This is a genomic window from Pseudomonas sp. NPDC086581, assembly GCF_044746165.1.
Lineage (GTDB): Bacteria > Pseudomonadota > Gammaproteobacteria > Pseudomonadales > Pseudomonadaceae > Pseudomonas.
Window position 1 is genome coordinate 254,945 of sequence record NZ_JBIVBR010000006.1, and the last position, 15,179, is coordinate 270,123.

General features: G+C 66.6%; 13 protein-coding genes. 9 read left to right on the forward strand and 4 right to left on the reverse strand.

The window, feature by feature from the left end; all coding sequences use genetic code 11:
- Positions 1–89 precede the first annotated feature (89 nt).
- The 4 genes from fdhD to ACIPK7_RS14640 all read left to right on the forward strand — a co-directional run bounded on the left by fdhD (position 90) and on the right by ACIPK7_RS14640 (position 4,773).
- Positions 90–926 carry a formate dehydrogenase accessory sulfurtransferase FdhD gene (fdhD, locus tag ACIPK7_RS14625; RefSeq protein WP_401088477.1) on the forward strand — a complete coding sequence of 279 codons (837 nt, stop codon included), beginning with the start codon at positions 90–92 and terminating at the stop codon, positions 924–926.
- A gap of 29 nt (positions 927–955) precedes the next feature.
- Entirely contained in the window at positions 956–3,277 is a 2,322-nt protein-coding gene (locus ACIPK7_RS14630) for an FdhF/YdeP family oxidoreductase (RefSeq protein WP_401088479.1), read from the forward strand.
- 433 nt (positions 3,278–3,710) lie between these two features.
- Positions 3,711–4,211, forward strand: a complete 501-nt coding sequence (locus tag ACIPK7_RS14635) for a hypothetical protein (protein ID WP_401088480.1) — start codon at positions 3,711–3,713, stop codon at positions 4,209–4,211.
- Between the two features lie 121 nt (positions 4,212–4,332).
- Positions 4,333–4,773 (forward strand): glycine zipper domain-containing protein, encoded by a 441-nt coding sequence (locus ACIPK7_RS14640; protein WP_192432272.1) that lies wholly within the window; start codon positions 4,333–4,335, stop codon positions 4,771–4,773.
- A gap of 66 nt (positions 4,774–4,839) precedes the next feature.
- Here the strand turns inward: ACIPK7_RS14640 and ACIPK7_RS14645 are convergent, their stop codons facing one another.
- The gene (locus ACIPK7_RS14645) at positions 4,840–5,379 is read right to left on the reverse strand and encodes a DUF2087 domain-containing protein (RefSeq protein ID WP_401088482.1); all 540 of its coding nucleotides are present in this window, start codon (positions 5,377–5,379) and stop codon (positions 4,840–4,842) included.
- 273 nt (positions 5,380–5,652) lie between these two features.
- Here ACIPK7_RS14645 and ACIPK7_RS14650 point away from each other — a divergent pair, with 273 nt between their 5' ends.
- Complete coding sequence (locus tag ACIPK7_RS14650) at positions 5,653–6,018, forward strand: hypothetical protein (protein ID WP_192432274.1); 366 nt, start codon at positions 5,653–5,655, stop codon at positions 6,016–6,018.
- A gap of 208 nt (positions 6,019–6,226) precedes the next feature.
- Here ACIPK7_RS14650 and ACIPK7_RS14655 read toward each other — a convergent pair whose 3' ends face one another.
- The 3 genes from ACIPK7_RS14655 to ACIPK7_RS14665 all read right to left on the reverse strand — a co-directional run bounded on the left by ACIPK7_RS14655 (position 6,227) and on the right by ACIPK7_RS14665 (position 8,951).
- Positions 6,227–6,661 carry an acyl-CoA thioesterase gene (locus tag ACIPK7_RS14655; protein WP_401088484.1) on the reverse strand — a complete coding sequence of 145 codons (435 nt, stop codon included), beginning with the start codon at positions 6,659–6,661 and terminating at the stop codon, positions 6,227–6,229.
- A 7-nt stretch (positions 6,662–6,668) separates the two neighbouring features.
- Positions 6,669–7,826 carry an iron-containing alcohol dehydrogenase gene (locus tag ACIPK7_RS14660; RefSeq protein WP_401088486.1) on the reverse strand — a complete coding sequence of 386 codons (1,158 nt, stop codon included), beginning with the start codon at positions 7,824–7,826 and terminating at the stop codon, positions 6,669–6,671.
- Positions 7,827–8,156: 330 nt separating this feature from the next.
- Positions 8,157–8,951, reverse strand: a complete 795-nt coding sequence (locus ACIPK7_RS14665) for a thymidylate synthase (RefSeq protein ID WP_017521408.1) — start codon at positions 8,949–8,951, stop codon at positions 8,157–8,159.
- 239 nt (positions 8,952–9,190) lie between these two features.
- Between ACIPK7_RS14665 and ACIPK7_RS14670 the strand changes: the two genes are divergently transcribed.
- The 4 genes from ACIPK7_RS14670 (at position 9,191) to ACIPK7_RS14685 (ending at position 15,086) form a co-directional block, all read left to right on the forward strand.
- Positions 9,191–9,697 (forward strand): sugar dehydrogenase complex small subunit, encoded by a 507-nt coding sequence (locus ACIPK7_RS14670; RefSeq protein ID WP_401088488.1) that lies wholly within the window; start codon positions 9,191–9,193, stop codon positions 9,695–9,697.
- A 2-nt stretch (positions 9,698–9,699) separates the two neighbouring features.
- Positions 9,700–11,289, forward strand: a complete 1,590-nt coding sequence (locus tag ACIPK7_RS14675) for a GMC family oxidoreductase (RefSeq protein WP_401088490.1) — start codon at positions 9,700–9,702, stop codon at positions 11,287–11,289.
- Complete coding sequence (locus ACIPK7_RS14680) at positions 11,286–12,566, forward strand: cytochrome c (protein ID WP_401088492.1); 1,281 nt, start codon at positions 11,286–11,288, stop codon at positions 12,564–12,566. The genes ACIPK7_RS14675 and ACIPK7_RS14680 overlap by 4 nt, the downstream gene beginning before the upstream one ends.
- 111 nt (positions 12,567–12,677) lie before the next feature.
- A complete protein-coding gene (locus tag ACIPK7_RS14685; RefSeq protein ID WP_401088494.1) occupies positions 12,678–15,086 on the forward strand; it encodes a tetratricopeptide repeat protein in 2,409 nt (802 codons plus the stop codon).
- Positions 15,087–15,179 lie beyond the last annotated feature (93 nt).

Here is a 15,179-nt window from a genome sequence, read left to right on the forward strand (position 1 = left end):
CGTCGATCACAACATCGACAGCAGCCATTAGACGCTGCCACGGCATAGGCATAGGCTGGTCGTATTACTAGAACCACAGGGCTCAGCCCATGCCTTGCCTGATCACCCGCCCGGCCAGCGCCGCGGTCCGGGATACCGTCGTGCCTGCCGACGGCTACAGCTACGCCGAACTCACCCCGAAGGGCGGCACCGGTCGCGCCGCGCTGGCCGGCGAAGTCGCCCTGGCGATTGCCTACAACGGGCTCAGCCAGGCCGTCATGATGGTCTCGCCGAACGACCTGGAAGACTTCGTCTACGGTTTCAGCCTAGGCGCCGGCCTCATCGCCTCCATCGACGACATCTATGACGTGCGCCTGTCGCCCCACGGCGACGCCATCGCCGCCGAGTTGCAAGTCAGCAATCGCGCCTTCTGGGCCCTCAAGGACCAGCGCCGGCAACTTGCTGGCAATACCGGCTGCGGCCTGTGCGGCGTCGAGGCACTGGACCAGGCGCTGCCCGACCTGCCGGTACTGCCCCCGGCGCCGCTGCCGCCCGCCGCGCACCTCGAGCACCTGCGTGAGCGGGTCAACGCCGTGCAGGAAATCGGCCGCCGCAGCGGAGCCCTGCACGCCGCGCTGTTCGTCGATGCCGCCGGCGAGATTCGCCTGTGCCGCGAGGACATCGGCCGCCACAACGCCCTGGACAAGCTGATCGGTGCCCTCAAGCGCCAGCGCCTGGACCTGGCTGGCGGTTTTGCCGCGGTCACCAGCCGCTGCAGCCTGGAACTTATCCACAAGGCCGTGCGCGGCGGGCTGTCGACCCTGGTCAGCCTCTCCGCGCCGACCGCCCTCACTGTGCAGTGGGCCCGCGAGCACAACCTGAACCTCATCCACCTGCCGCACCGCAGCGCGCCGCGCGTCTACAGCCCGGCTCCGCCCGCCGCCTGAACGCCCGCTTTCGAAGATAAAGAGATCCCATGAGCCTGCAGCAAGAGAATCCCCGCTACCAACCCTACAAGGGCGCAGCCGCCGGCTGGGGCGCGCTGATCAGCGTCACGCGCTTCTGGCTGGACAGCAAGCAGCCGTTCAAGAACCTGCGCGCCCTGCTCAAGACCAACCAGAACGGCGGCTTCGACTGCCCCGGTTGCGCCTGGGGCGACTCTCCGGAAGACGGCCGGGTGAAGTTCTGCGAGAACGGCGCCAAGGCGGTGAACTGGGAGGCCACCAAGCGCCGCGTCGACCCGGCCTTCTTCGCCCGCCACAGCGTCAGCTCGCTGCGCGAGCAGAGCGACTACTGGCTCGAATACCAGGGCCGGCTGACCGAGCCGATGCGTTACGACGCGACCACCGACCGTTACCAGCCGATCGCCTGGGACGATGCCTTTGCGCTGATCGCCCAGCACCTGAATGCGCTGGAAAGCCCGGACCAGGCCGAGTTCTACACCTCCGGCCGGGCCAGCAACGAGGCGGCCTTCCTCTACCAGCTGTTCGTCCGCGCCTTCGGCACCAACAACTTCCCCGACTGCTCGAACATGTGCCACGAAGCCAGCGGCGTCGCCCTGGGCCAGAGCGTCGGCGTCGGCAAGGGCAGCGTGACCTTCGACGACTTCGAGCATGCCGACGCGATCTTCGTCTTCGGCCAGAACCCCGGCACCAACCACCCGCGCATGCTCGAACCGCTGCGCGAGGCGGTAAAGCGCGGCGCCCAAGTGGTCGCCTTCAACCCGCTGAAGGAGCGCGGCCTGGAACGCTTCCAGCACCCGCAGCATGCGCTGGAAATGCTCACCAACGGCTCCGAGCCGCTGAACACCGCGTTCTTCCGCCCCGCCCTGAGCGGCGACATGGCCGCCGTTCGCGGCATGGCCAAGTTCCTCCTGCAATGGGAACGCGAAGCCCAGGCCAAGGGCGAGCCGGCAGTGTTCGACCATGAATTCATCGCCGAGCATACCCAGGGCGTCGACGCCTACCTAGCCGCCGTGGACGACACCAGCTGGGACCACATCGTCCAGCAGTCGGGCCTGAGTCTCGAGGAGATCGAGCAGGCCGCGATCATGTACCGCCGCGCAGACCGCGTGATCGTCTGCTGGGCCATGGGCATCACCCAGCACCACCACTCGGTGCCGACCATCCAGGAACTGGTCAGCCTGCAACTGCTGCGCGGCAACGTCGGCCGCCCCGGCGCCGGCCTGTGCCCGGTGCGCGGCCACAGCAACGTGCAGGGCGATCGAACCATGGGCATCAACGACCGCCCGCCGGCCGCGTTGCTCGACGCCATCGAGCGCCGCTTCCAGTTCAAGGTGCCGCGCGAGAACGGCCACAACACCGTCGAGGCGATCAACGCCATGCTCGATGGCCAGTCGAAGGTATTCATCGGCCTGGGCGGCAACTTCGCCCAGGCGACCCCGGACAGCCGGCGCACTCATCAAGCCTTGCGCAATTGCGCGCTGACCGTGCAGATCAGCACCAAGCTCAACCGCAGCCACCTCACCGTCGGCGGCGACGCGCTGATCCTGCCGTGCCTGGGCCGCACCGACATCGACCGCCAGGCAGAAGGCCCGCAGGCGGTGACCGTGGAAGATTCCTTCAGCATGATCCACGCGTCCTTCGGACAGTTGGAGCCCTCGTCGAAGCAGATGCGCTCCGAGCCCGCGATCATCGCCGGCATCGCCAAGGCAACCTTGGGCAACCACCCGGTGGACTGGGACGCGATGATCGCCAACTACGACCGCATCCGCGACCTGATCGCCGACACCATTCCCGGCTTCAGCGACTTCAATCGCCGCGTAGCCAATCCCGGCGGCTTCCATCTGGGCAACTCGGCCGGTTCGCGGCGCTGGAACACCGCCAGCGGCAAGGCCAACTTCCACCATCATCCGCTGCCGACCGACCTGATCCACGCGAAGATCCGCGAGACCGGCCAGGAGCCACACCTGATCCTGCAGACGCTGCGTTCCCACGACCAATACAACACCACCATCTACGGCCTGGATGACCGCTACCGCGGCGTGCGCGGGCACCGCGAGGTGGTGTTCGCCAACGAGGCCGACATCCGCCGCCTGGGCTTCGAGCCCGGCGAGAAGGTAGACATGGTGTCGCTCTGGTCCGATGGCGTGGACCGCCGCGTCAGCGGCTTCACACTGCTGGCCTACGACATCCCCGCTGGTCAGGCCGCGGCCTATTACCCGGAAACCAACCCGCTGGTGCCGCTGGACAGCCACGGCGTGGGCAGCCATACGCCGACCTCGAAGTTCGTCGCCATCCGTTTCGAGAAGGCGCGGCCGAGTCTGCGGATCGTTTGACGCCCCTCACAGCGCTCCGCTGGGAGCGCCGCCTGCCTCCAGTTCGCGAGCAAGCTCGCTCCTACAGGTTCCGGCTTACATGCTCTTCGTAGGAGCGAGCTTGCTCGCGAAGCTGTCAGGCGCGCGCGAGCGCTTCTTCCTGCGAAAAATCCGCTGGATTGGTGCCATGTCAGAAAGGGATGAAAGGTAAACTCGGAAGGGCCAAGGAAATTTTCGTGAAAAGCCATCATTTCAATGGCAATTTGCGAGAAAAACACCTCACAAATGGAACCCTTGAATAACACTCAGACCGCCCGAAATCGAAAAAGTTCTGACCATAAATCAAATACTTGCAATATTTGATGAAAGTCGTGTTACTCGTCGGAACCCCCTTGTCAGAGCCTTCGCACGAACCGAGGATCGCTTCCAACATCCCCACAGAGAGATCCTCTCTATGAAGTACTCCTCGATGCTCCTGTTGTCTTTTGCGCTGGTCGGTGGTACCGCCTTTGCGGACGGCGACACCCGTGCCGGCGTCGGTGGCGCCCTGGGCGGGGTATTGGGCACTGCGGTCGGCCAGGCGGTCGGCGGTAGCACCGGCGCCGCCATCGGTGGCGGCCTTGGCGGTGCAGCAGGCGGCGCAATGGGCGCCCGCCACGGCAACAAGACAGAAGCCGCCATCGGCGGCGGCCTGGGCGCAGCCGGCGGCCAGGTGCTGGGCAACAAAATGGGCGGCACCACCGGTGGCCTGATCGGCGCGGCCCTCGGCGGCGGCGCAGGCGGCGCGTTGGGCAACCATTACGCCGACAGCAACCGCGATGACGACGATGACGACTACCGCGGCTACCGTCGCGCCCGTTACGACGACCATCGTCATTATGATCGCCGCTGGCACGACAACGGCCGCCACCGCGGCTGGTACAAGCACAAGCACCATCATCGCGACTGGGATTGATCCGCGGCATAACTAACCGCGATCAGTCCACGGAAACGACGACTGGCAGCCGGGCCTGATTGCCCGGCTGTTTTGTGTGCGGGACAATTCTCCCGATAATTCCTACATTCAGGTTCGCAACATGCGTAAGACTCTTTCTGTTCTGGCACTGGCCCTGCTGGCCAGCCATGCCATGGCTGACGACACCAAATCTGCCATTGGCGGCGGCGTCGGCGGCGCCCTCGGCAACGTGGTCGGCGGCGCACTGGGCGGCTCCACCGGTGCGGCCATCGGTGCTGGCGTAGGTGGTGCGGCTGGCGGCGCGATGGGCGCGAAGAACGGCAACAAGACCGAGGCAGCCATCGGTGGCGGCCTGGGTGCGGCCGGCGGCTCGGTCATTGGCAACAAGGTCGGCGGCTCCACCGGTGGCGCCATCGGCGCGGGCCTGGGTGGTGCGGCTGGCGGCGCGCTGGGCAACCACATGGCCGACAAGAACAACGACGACGATCACCACAGCAGCGGCCACAGCCACAACAAAGGCAAAGGCCACTACAAGCACAAACACAAGCATCACGACGACTGACGGATGCCCGTGTGAAAAAGCCCGCCAATAGGCGGGCTTTTTCGTTCAGGGCTTAGGGCTTAGAGCTCAGGCGCATGCCGGCAAGCAGGACAGCAACGCGCTCAGCTCCATCGGCGGCCGCCGCTCGATGCGCCAGTACTCGCCGCCATCTTCGGTGCGCGCGAGCCAGCCACCGTCTACCAGCGCCCTTCGTAGCAGCAGGTGGTCACCCAGGCATTCCTGGGCGCGCAGCCGATCGTTGAGCTCGCGCTCGTTCCAGCGCTGCCGTGCCGGTAGCCGCGACCACAGCACCCAGAGGCAGGCCTCGCGGTGGCTGTGCTTCTTCGGCCAGCGTTGCAGGCAGCCGGCGTCATCGAAGTAGCGCCGCCATTGCTCGACGAGGCGGAAATCCACCACCGCCTCGGGCTCGGCTTCACGCGCCAGGCGCGTCTCGGCCTGATGGCTGGCGCGCAGCGCCTGGTAGTTGCGGAAGCCCACCGCGCGGGCGAGCAGGTTGAGCAGGTCGACATGACCGGGCCGCTCGGGCGATTCATCGAGCTGGTGCGCCAGCGATTTCGCCAGGGCAGAGATGTCGGGGGCGTGATAGGGCAAGCGTTGCCTGGACACAGTGCAATCCTCGTTGCGTGCCAAGACCTCGCGCAGGAGGTTATCGGGGGTCGCCATTCCGATGCGGCACGGGGAAAGTGTGTCGGATCGTCAAAGGTGCGGGGAACCGCGCGGCAGGTTTAGCGCTCTCCATACGGAGGCGGCGACGCCTGGGTGAACTGCCGACCGGCGGCCAGCATAGGCCGGACGCGCCGCCCAGGACAAGCCCCGTGTCATCCCGCGAGGCTGGTATAGGCTTGCCGGGGAAGGATCACTGCCGACAAGGAGTTACTCGTGAAAGCTCTCGCTGCCGCCGGACTGCTGCTGACGCTTGGCGCCGCGCAGACCGCGTACGCCGGGGACTGGCAGGTCTGCCAGCTGGAAGTGGAAATCACCGGAGCACTGAAGCTGCCCGTGCGCGGGCTGGAAGGCCGGGTCGCATCGGCCAAGCCGCGCTCGGCGGGTACCGAGTGCCCGAGCCCGGGCGAGGTCATCGCCTTCGAACCGGAAAGCGCCGACTGGCAGAGCCGCATCCCACGCCAGCACTGGCCTGCGGCCGGGCAACGGGTGTGGATGCGCTACCAGTACCTGGACGGCATCTGCAAGGGCGACGGCAACAGCCGGCCCTGCCGCATCGAGCATTACCCGATGGGCTGGTGAGACGTCCGCCCCTACCTGGAAACTCCGCGCTGGGGCTCCCCTCTCCCCCCGCCCTCTCCCTGAAGGGAGAGGGAGTCGTCCGATGCCGTCGGTCAGCTCGGTGCTTCGCTTGATGCCAATCAGTCCCCTCTCCCTTCAGGGAGAGGGAAACACAGGCACGGACTTTCCGAAGAAGACAGCAGGGTGGGGCCTTGCAGAGCGGTGCGAATCAGCCGCGAACCAGCACTTCTATCGCCCCGCGTAGCGCCGGGGGTATCGACACGGGTCGATTGCTGGCGCGGTCCACGAACACGTGCACGAACTTGCCGGCCGCGCAGGCCAGTTCATCACCCTCACGGAAGATCGCCAGTTCGTACTGCACCGAGCTGTTGCCCAGCTTGCCGACCCGCAGGCCGACCTCGATGCGCTCGGGGAAGGCCACCGGCGCGAAGTAGTCGCAGCTGGAACTGACCACGAAACCCACCACGTCGCCGTCGTGGATATCCAGGCCGCCGCGCTCGATCAGGTAGGTATTCACCGCCGTGTCGAAGAAACCGTAGTAGGTCACGTTGTTCACGTGGCCGTAGATGTCGTTGTCGTGCCAGCGCGTGGTGATCGGCTGGAAGTGCGCGTAGTCGGCGTGGCTGGGGTGCTGTTCGCTCATCGGGTTCTCAGAAGGCGGCTCGATAGATAGCCAGCGCGTCGCTCTCGCTGACTTCGCGGGGATTATTCACCAGCAGGCGCTGCTGCAGCATCGCATCGGCGGCCAGGCGCGGCAGGCTGCCCTCCGGCACGCCGGCATCACGCAGCCGCGATGGCAGGCCGCTGCGCGGGCTGAGGTCGGCGAGTTCGGCGATGAACTGCTCAGTGCGATCAGCATTGCTGCGCAGGCGCTCACCCAGTAGCAGCGGCGCCAGCTCGGCGTAAAGCGGGCCGGCGTTGGGCGCATTGAAGCGGATCACCTCGGGCAGAACCAGCGCGTTGCTCAGTCCGTGGGGAATGTGGAAGTGCCCGCCCAGCGGATAGGCCAGCGCGTGCACGGCCGCCACCGGGGCGTTGGCGAAGGCCTGCCCGGCGAGACAGGCGCCCAGCAGCATGGCCTGGCGTGCCTCGCGGTTGCGACCGTTGTGCACCGCCTCGTCGAGGTTCAGCGCCAGCAGGCGCAGGGCCTCGCGGGCCAGCAGGTCGGACAGCGGATTCTTCTTCAGCTTGCTGGTATACGCCTCGATGGCATGAACCATGGCGTCGATGCCGGTAGCAGCGGTGACAGCCGGCGGCAGGCCGAGGGTGAGGTCGGCGTCGAGCACGGCCAGGTCCGGCAGCAGGTGCGGGCTGACCACGCCCATCTTGGTGGTCTCGCCGGTGGTGACGATGGCAATCGGCGTGACTTCCGAACCGGTACCGGCGGTAGTCGGCACCTGGATCAGTGGCAGTCGCGGGCCACGGGCGTTGCCGACGCCGAAGACATCCTTCAGGCCCTGTGACGCCAGCGGGTGGGCCAGCAGCGCGACCAGTTTGGCGACATCCATCGAGCTGCCGCCGCCAAAGCCGATTACCAGCTGCGCGGCCATCCTGCGCGCCTGGTCAGAGGCTTCCAGCACGATGCTTTCCGGCGGGTCGGCCAGCACCTGATCGAAGACTTCCACCGCCACGCCGGCCGCAGCGAAGCCCGGCAGCACGCCCTCGAGCATGTTCAGGCGGGTGATGCCGGGGTCGGTGACGATGAGCACGCGCTGGGCTCCGCGCTCGCGGCAGAGCTCACCCAGGCGGGCGGCGGAACCACTTTCGCAGAGAATCTGCGCCGTGGTGGCGAAGCTGAAAGGCTGCATGACGGTCCCCGGTCTTGTCGTTGTAGTGCGGAAAATCCGTTGGCCGCTGTTCGGCGGCCAGCCGGGGGAGCATAGCAATAGGATGCAGCCCTATGGAACCTTGTACCGCCAGGCGGAACGGTTATTCACCGAGTGAATGGTTTAGCCGTTTATGGGCGTTGGATCGCTGAAGGTCCTGTAGGAGCGAGCATGCTCGCGAACAGGGTCCCGCTCAAAGCCTGAGCGGTTCGCGAGCAAGCTCGCTCCTATGAAGAGCTCGCAGCCAAGGCCAGGCCGCGCGGAAACAAAAAAGGCCGGCATTGCGCCGGCCTTTACTTCATCGAGGACAGGTCAGACAGCGACCGGTGCCTTGATGTGCGGGTGAGCTTCGTAGCCGACCAGCTCGAAGTCCTCGAAGCGGAAGTCGAACAGGTCCTTTACCTCGGGGTTGATCTTCATGGTGGGCAGCGGCAACGGCTGGCGGGTCAGCTGCAGGTCGGCCTGCTCCAGGTGGTTGGCGTACAGGTGACAATCGCCACCGGTCCAGATGAACTCGCCCGGTTGCAGCCCGGCAACCTGCGCCACCATCAGGGTCAGCAGCGCGTAGCTGGCGATGTTGAAGGGCACGCCGAGGAAGATGTCGGCCGAACGCTGGTACAGCTGGCAGCTGAGCTTGCCGTCGGCCACATAGAACTGGAACAGCGCGTGGCACGGCGGCAGGGCCATTTCGTCGATCAGCGCAGGGTTCCAGGCGGAGACGATCAGGCGGCGCGAGTCCGGGTTCTTCTTCAGCATCTCCATCAGGTTGGCGATCTGGTCGATGTGGCGACCGTCCGGCGCCGGCCAGGAGCGCCATTGGTAGCCGTAGACCGGCCCCAGGTCGCCGTTCTCGTCTGCCCATTCGTCCCAGATCGAAACGCCGTTTTCCTTCAGGTAGGCGATGTTGGTCGAACCTTTGAGGAACCACAGCAGCTCATGAACGATCGATTTGAGGTGGCACTTCTTGGTGGTCACCAGCGGGAAGCCTTCGGCGAGGTCGAAGCGCATCTGGTGGCCGAACACGCTGTAGGTGCCGGTGCCGGTGCGATCGCTTTTGAAGGTGCCGTGTTCGCGCACGTGGCGCATGAGGTCGAGGTACTGTTTCATCGCTGCGGTTTCACCCAAAAGCCAGTCGATGGGCTCTGCGGCGCGGCTCCGGGGTGGGCCGCCGGCAGAACCAATCGCCCGGCAGAATCTGAACAAGCGGCAATACTAAGGGCCTGGGCACGCTATCGCCAGTCCGACCGACAGACCGGCGACGCGGCCGATGGAAGCATCCAGCGCCAGTATTCAAGCGGCGACAGACCGCGCTCCCCAACCGTTCGCCTGTTGCAAGAGAGGTTGTCATGTCCGAGGCACCACTGCCCGCCTTTCCCCTTTCGCGCCGACGCCTGCTGGCGGTGGCCTGCGCCAGCGCCGCCCTTGGCAGCGTGCTGCTCAGCCCTGCCGCGCGCACCTGGGCCGCGCTGACACCCCAGGCCGAGAAGGAGCTCGAAGGCTTCATGACCCTCTCCCAGCGCCTCACCGGGCGCAGCAACCTCGATCCACGTATCGGCCAGCGGCTGTTCCAGGCCCTGGCGCAGCGCGACACCGCGCTCAAGCAGAGCCTGGCCGAGCTGCTCGAACGGCTGGGCGACGCGCCGGACAGCTGGAATGAGCGCCAGCAGTGGCTGGCCCGGCAGATACTCGGCGGCTGGTACCTGGGGCAGGTCGGCGATGACACCAGCGCCACGGTCGTCACCTACGAGCAGGCGCTGATGTTCCGCGCGGTGGACGATGTACTGGTGATCCGCAGCTACTGCCCGAACAAGCCGGGCTTCTGGGCGGCGCAGCCCACCGAGCGGGGGGCATGAGCATGGCCGAGACGCAACGCGCGGATTTCGTGGTGGTCGGCTCCGGTGTGGCCGGCGCCCTGGTCGCCCATCAGCTGGCACTGGCCGGCAAGGACGTGCTGATCCTCGAAGCCGGCCCGCGCATGGGCCGCTGGGAGATCGTCGAGCGCTTCCGGAACCAGGCGGACAAATCCGACAACCAGGCGCCTTACCCATCCAGCCCGCACGCGCCGCATCCGCAGTTCAAGCCGGACAACCACTACCTGATCCAGAAGGGCGAACACCCCTACGACGTGCAGTACATCCGCGCCGTGGGCGGCACCACCTGGCACTGGGCGGCGTCCGCCTGGCGCTTCCTGCCCAACGACTTCAAGCTGCGCAGCCTCTACGGCGTGGGCCGCGACTGGCCCATCGAGTACGCCGAGCTGGAGCCCTGGTACCAACGCGCCGAGGAGGAACTGGGCGTCTGGGGCCCCGGCGACGAAGAGCTCGACTCGCCCCGCAGCCAGCCCTACCCGATGCCGCCGCTGCCATTGTCGTGGAATGAGCAGCGCATCAAGACCCTGCTCAACGCCAACGGCTACCGCGTGGTCACCGAACCGGTGGCGCGCAACAGCCGCCCCTACGATGGTCGGCCGACCTGCTGCGGCAACAACAACTGCATGCCGATCTGCCCCATCGGCGCCATGTACAACGGCATCGTCCACGTCGAGAAGGCCGAGGCCGCTGGCGCGCGGCTGGTCGAGAACGCCGTGGTGTTCAAGCTGGAGAAGGGCGACGGCGGCAAGATAGTCGCGGCGCTGTACAAGGACCCGCAGGGCAACGAGATGCGCGTCGAGGGCGATACCTTCATCCTCGCAGCCAACGGCATCGAGACGCCCAAGCTGATGCTGATGTCCGAGGTCGGCAACAGCTCGGACATGGTCGGCCGCAACCTCATGGACCACCCCGGCACCGCCGTGCAGTTCTATGCCGACGAGAAGCTCTGGCCGGGGCGCGGGCCGCAGGAGATGACCTCCATGGTGGGCTTCCGCGATGGCGCCTTCCGCAGCGAATACGCCTCGAAGAAGATCCACCTGTCCAACCTCTCGCGCACCGACCAGGTGGCAGCCGAGCTGATCCGCCACGGGCCGCTGCTACTCGGCCATGACCTGGAAGCGAAGATTCGCGACCGCGCCGCGCGTTTCGTGCGCTTCGACAGCTTCCACGAAATCCTCCCGCACCCGGAGAACCGCATCGTGCCCAGCGCCACCGAACGCGACGCGGCGGGCATCCCCAAGCCCGAGTTCACCTATGCAATGGACGACTACGTGCGCAAGAGCGCGGTGCACACCCGCGAGGTCTATGCCCACGCGGCCAAACTGCTGGGCGGCGAAGAGGTGCAGTTCGACGACAGCTTCGCCAACAACAACCACATCACCGGCACCGTACTGATGGGCGCAGACCCGAAGGACTCGGTGGTGGATACCCAGTGCCGCAGCCACGACCACCCCAACCTGTTCATCGCCAGCAGCGGCGTAATGCCCACCGTCGGCTCGGTGAACTGCACCCTGACCATCGCCGCCCTGGCCCTGCGCCTGGCCGACCACCTGAAGCGGGAGGCCAAGGCATGAAGCGCTTCCTGCTGCTCGCCCTGCTGGCTGCACCGCTGGCCGCCCATGCCGCCAAGGCCCTTGACCCTGCGCCGACGGAGTTGCTGCAACGCGGCGAATACCTGTCCCGCGCTGGCGACTGTGCGGCCTGCCATACCGCGCCCGGCGGCAAACCCTTCGCCGGCGGCCTGCCGCTGGCCACGCCGCTGGGGGCGGTGTACTCCACCAACATCACCCCCGACCCGAAGACCGGCATCGGCAGCTACAGCTACGACGACTTCGCCCGTGCCGTGCGCGAAGGCGTGGCCAAGGGCGGCACACGGCTCTACCCGGCGATGCCCTACACCGCCTACTCGAAGATCACCGATGAGGACATGAAGGCGCTCTACGCCTGGTTCCTCGAAGGCGGCGTGCAGGCCGTCGCGCAGCCCAACCAGGATTCCGACATCGTCTGGCCGCTGAACATGCGCTGGCCGCTGGCAATCTGGAACCTGCTGTTCCACGAAGACGCGGTCTACCAGAACAACCCGAAGCAGAGCCCAGCCTGGAACCGTGGTGCCTATCTGGTCCAGGGCCTGGCCCACTGTGGCACCTGCCATACGCCGCGCGGCATGGCCTTCCAGGAGAAGGCCACGGACGAGCGCGGCGCCGGCTTCCTCGCCGGCGCCGCGCTGGGCGGCTGGTACGCCTTCAACATCACCCCCGACACCCACAGCGGCATCGGCGGCTGGAGCGACGCGGAGATCGTTCAGTACCTGAAGACCGGCCGTCTCCCGGGCAAGGCGCAGGCCGCCGGACCCATGGCCGAGGCAGTGGAACACAGCTTCCAGTACATGACCGACGCCGACCTGCAGGCCATCGCCAGCTACCTGCGCAGTGTGCCGGAGGTCAGCGATGGCGAACGCAAGGCCCGCTTCGCCTGGGGACAACCGGCGGACGATGTGGCCACCCTGCGCGGCCAGGACTTCGCCGCGCAAAAGCACGACGACGGCGCCCGCCTCTACCTCGGCAATTGCGCCAGCTGCCACTCCTGGAGCGGCGAAGGAGTGAAGGACGGCTACTACCCGATGTTGCTGAAGAACAGCGCAGTGGGCGCCCTGCAGCCGGACAATCTGGTGCAGGTGGTGCTCGGCGGCGTGCACCGCAAGGTAGGCAATGAGGACGTGTTCATGCCCGGCTTTGCTGGCACGCTGAACGACGAGCAGATCGCCGCTCTGGTGAATTACCTCACCGCGCAGTTCGGCAATCCCGACGTGAAAGTCGACAGCGCAAGGGTCGCCGAGATTCGCCAACCCTGATTCTTCCATCGTGGCGGGCCGCCAGCTCCCAAGGAAGGCAGCCTACCCGCGTTGACAGCACCCACCGGCTCGCGGAAGCTCCGTTACCCACGGAGTCGCCGCGGAAAATGGATGTCCATGCCTCACAAGACCAAGAAGCCTCGCCCCGTCGCTCCCGCCGCCGCGCAGCCCACCGGGCTTCGCCGCACCTGGCTCGCCGCTGTCGCCGGGGTTCTGCTTCTGGCTACCATCGGGGCGTGGATCTGGGTCGAGCAGGACAATGGCGTGCAACTGCCCAGCGGCCATCCACCGATCCCGGCCACCACGCCCAAGGCTTCTGTCCCGACACCGGCGGTGCAGCCCGCACAACTGGTCGATGAATCCACCTGCGCCGGCTGCCACCAGTCGCAGCTCAAGGACTGGCAGGGCTCGCATCACCAGCAGGCGATGAAGCCGGCCACTGAAGGCAACGTGCTGGGCGACTTTGCCGATGTGACCTTCAAGGGCGAAACCGAGACCAGCCGCTTCTTCCGCAAGGACGGTGAGTACTGGGTCAACACCCCCGGCGCCGACGGCAAGCCGGCGGACTTCAAGGTCGCCTACACCTTCGGCTTCGAACCGCTGCAGCAGTATCTTCTGGCGTATCCTGGCGGTCGCCTGCAGGCCCTCGGCGTCGCCTGGGATAGCCGCAAGCACCAGTGGTTCCAGCTGATGCCCGGCCAGCGCATCGACTTCAAGGACGAACTGCACTGGACCCGCCCCGCGCAGAACGCCAACTTCATGTGCGTCGAGTGCCACACCACCGGTTTCAAGCGCAACTACGACGCAAAAACCGACACTTTCGCCAGCCACTGGAACAGCCTCGGCGTCGGCTGCCAGGCCTGCCACGGGCCGGCGTCGAAGCACCTGGAGTGGGCGCGGAAGCCCGACCGCGACGTCGCGAAGGGCTTTGACGTGCCGCTGCAGAACGCCAGCCAGAGCACCATCGTCGAGACCTGCGCGCGCTGCCACGCCCGCCGCGCACCGCTGGGCGACGGCTACCAGAACCAGCACCGCTTCATGGACGATTACCTGCCCAGCCCCCTGACCCGCGAACTCTACGAGATCGACGGCAAGATCAAGGACGAAGTCTTCGAATGGGGCTCCTTCACCCAGAGCAAGATGTTCGCCAAGGGCGTGCAGTGCACCGACTGCCACAACCCCCACAGCGGCGAACTGAAAGCGCCGGGCAACGGCGTCTGCCTGCAATGCCACAACACCGCCGGCAAGGCGGTGCGCCCGCAGATTGATGGCAAGGGCCTGCAGGCGAAGAACTACGACTCCCCCGAGCACACCCACCACGAGCCCGGCACCCCTGGCGCGCAGTGCACGTCCTGCCACATGCCGGGCCGCTACTATATGGTCAACGACTACCGCCACGACCATGGATTCACCCTGCCCAATCCGGCGCACGCCCGACGTATCGGTGCACCGGATGCCTGCCTGGCCTGCCACAAGGACACCCCGGCGAAGAAGATCAGCGACCAGTTCCGCCAGTGGTACGCCAGCGAACTGCCGACCAAGGCCAACGCCTCCAGCAACCCCGTCCCGCGTTATGACGACACCCTGTGGAAAGCCCGCAATGGCAAGCCCGGCGCCTCCCGCGCCCTGCATCTGCTGCTGGCGGACACCAGCCTGCCAGCGATCCGCCGCGCCACGCTGATCGCCGAGCTGCCCAGCTACCCAAGCCAGCGCTCGCTGGAACTGGCCGCGCTGGCGCTGAAGGACGCCGACCCGCAAGTACGAACCGCCGCCATCAACGTGCTGCTGTCGCTCGCCAACGGCCCGCAACAGGGCCTGGTGCTGCCGACGCTGCTGGCGCCGCTGCTGAATGATCCGATCCGCGCCGTCCGCATCGCCGCCGCCTGGCAACTCGCGCAGTTGCCGCCGCAGACCCGCGCCGGCCTCAGCGCCGCGCTGGAGAAGGGCCTGAGCGAGTACGAAGAGGTTCAGAACGACCTGACCGAGCGCGCCGAAGCGAACCTCAACCTCGCCATGCTCTACCAGGCCACCAATCGACCGGAAAAGGTGGAGCCTGCGCTGCGCGCCGCCATCGCCCGCAATCCGGACTTCCTCCCGGCCACGGTGACGCTGATCCAGTGGCTCGAAGCCAGCGGCCGAGCGCCCGAGGCGCGCCAATTGCTGGAAGACAGCCTGCGCCTGCACCCCGGCTCCGGCCTGCTGCACCACGTCAACGGCCTCGCCCTTGTCCGCGCGGGCCAGAGACCGCAAGCGCTGAAGGAACTGCGCGAAGCCGTGCGCCTGGCGCCGGACGACGACCAGTTCCGCTACGTGCTGGCAATCGCCCTGCACGACACCGGCGACGCCGATGGCGCCTGCCATGAACTGGAGCAGTTGCTGCAACGGCACCCGGCCAACCGCGCCGCGCGCCTGACACTGCTCGACTACCTGAGGGAAACCGGACAGTTCCAGAAGGTGCAGCAATTGACGGCGGAGCTGGAGCAGCAGAACCCGGACGACCCCTCGCTCAAGCGCGAGTGACGGCCAAGACGACAGGCAACTCCGGCAAAGACCGCTACGGCGACAGACATTTCCGACGGCAGGACGGAACTGCGGAATTTTCCGATGCTCTGA

Coding starts and splice junctions, on each gene's coding strand:
- ACIPK7_RS14665 (WP_017521408.1), bottom strand. CDS start 8,951: ATGAAACAGTACCTCGACCTCATGCGCCACGTGCGCGAACACGGCACC.
- ACIPK7_RS14675 (WP_401088490.1), top strand. CDS start 9,700: ATGGCCGAGACGCAACGCGCGGATTTCGTGGTGGTCGGCTCCGGTGTG.
- ACIPK7_RS14640 (WP_192432272.1), top strand. CDS start 4,333: ATGCGTAAGACTCTTTCTGTTCTGGCACTGGCCCTGCTGGCCAGCCAT.
- fdhD (WP_401088477.1), top strand. CDS start 90: ATGCCTTGCCTGATCACCCGCCCGGCCAGCGCCGCGGTCCGGGATACC.
- ACIPK7_RS14670 (WP_401088488.1), top strand. CDS start 9,191: ATGTCCGAGGCACCACTGCCCGCCTTTCCCCTTTCGCGCCGACGCCTG.
- ACIPK7_RS14660 (WP_401088486.1), bottom strand. CDS start 7,826: ATGCAGCCTTTCAGCTTCGCCACCACGGCGCAGATTCTCTGCGAAAGT.
- ACIPK7_RS14680 (WP_401088492.1), top strand. CDS start 11,286: ATGAAGCGCTTCCTGCTGCTCGCCCTGCTGGCTGCACCGCTGGCCGCC.
- ACIPK7_RS14630 (WP_401088479.1), top strand. CDS start 956: ATGAGCCTGCAGCAAGAGAATCCCCGCTACCAACCCTACAAGGGCGCA.
- ACIPK7_RS14685 (WP_401088494.1), top strand. CDS start 12,678: ATGTCCATGCCTCACAAGACCAAGAAGCCTCGCCCCGTCGCTCCCGCC.
- ACIPK7_RS14655 (WP_401088484.1), bottom strand. CDS start 6,661: ATGAGCGAACAGCACCCCAGCCACGCCGACTACGCGCACTTCCAGCCG.
- ACIPK7_RS14635 (WP_401088480.1), top strand. CDS start 3,711: ATGAAGTACTCCTCGATGCTCCTGTTGTCTTTTGCGCTGGTCGGTGGT.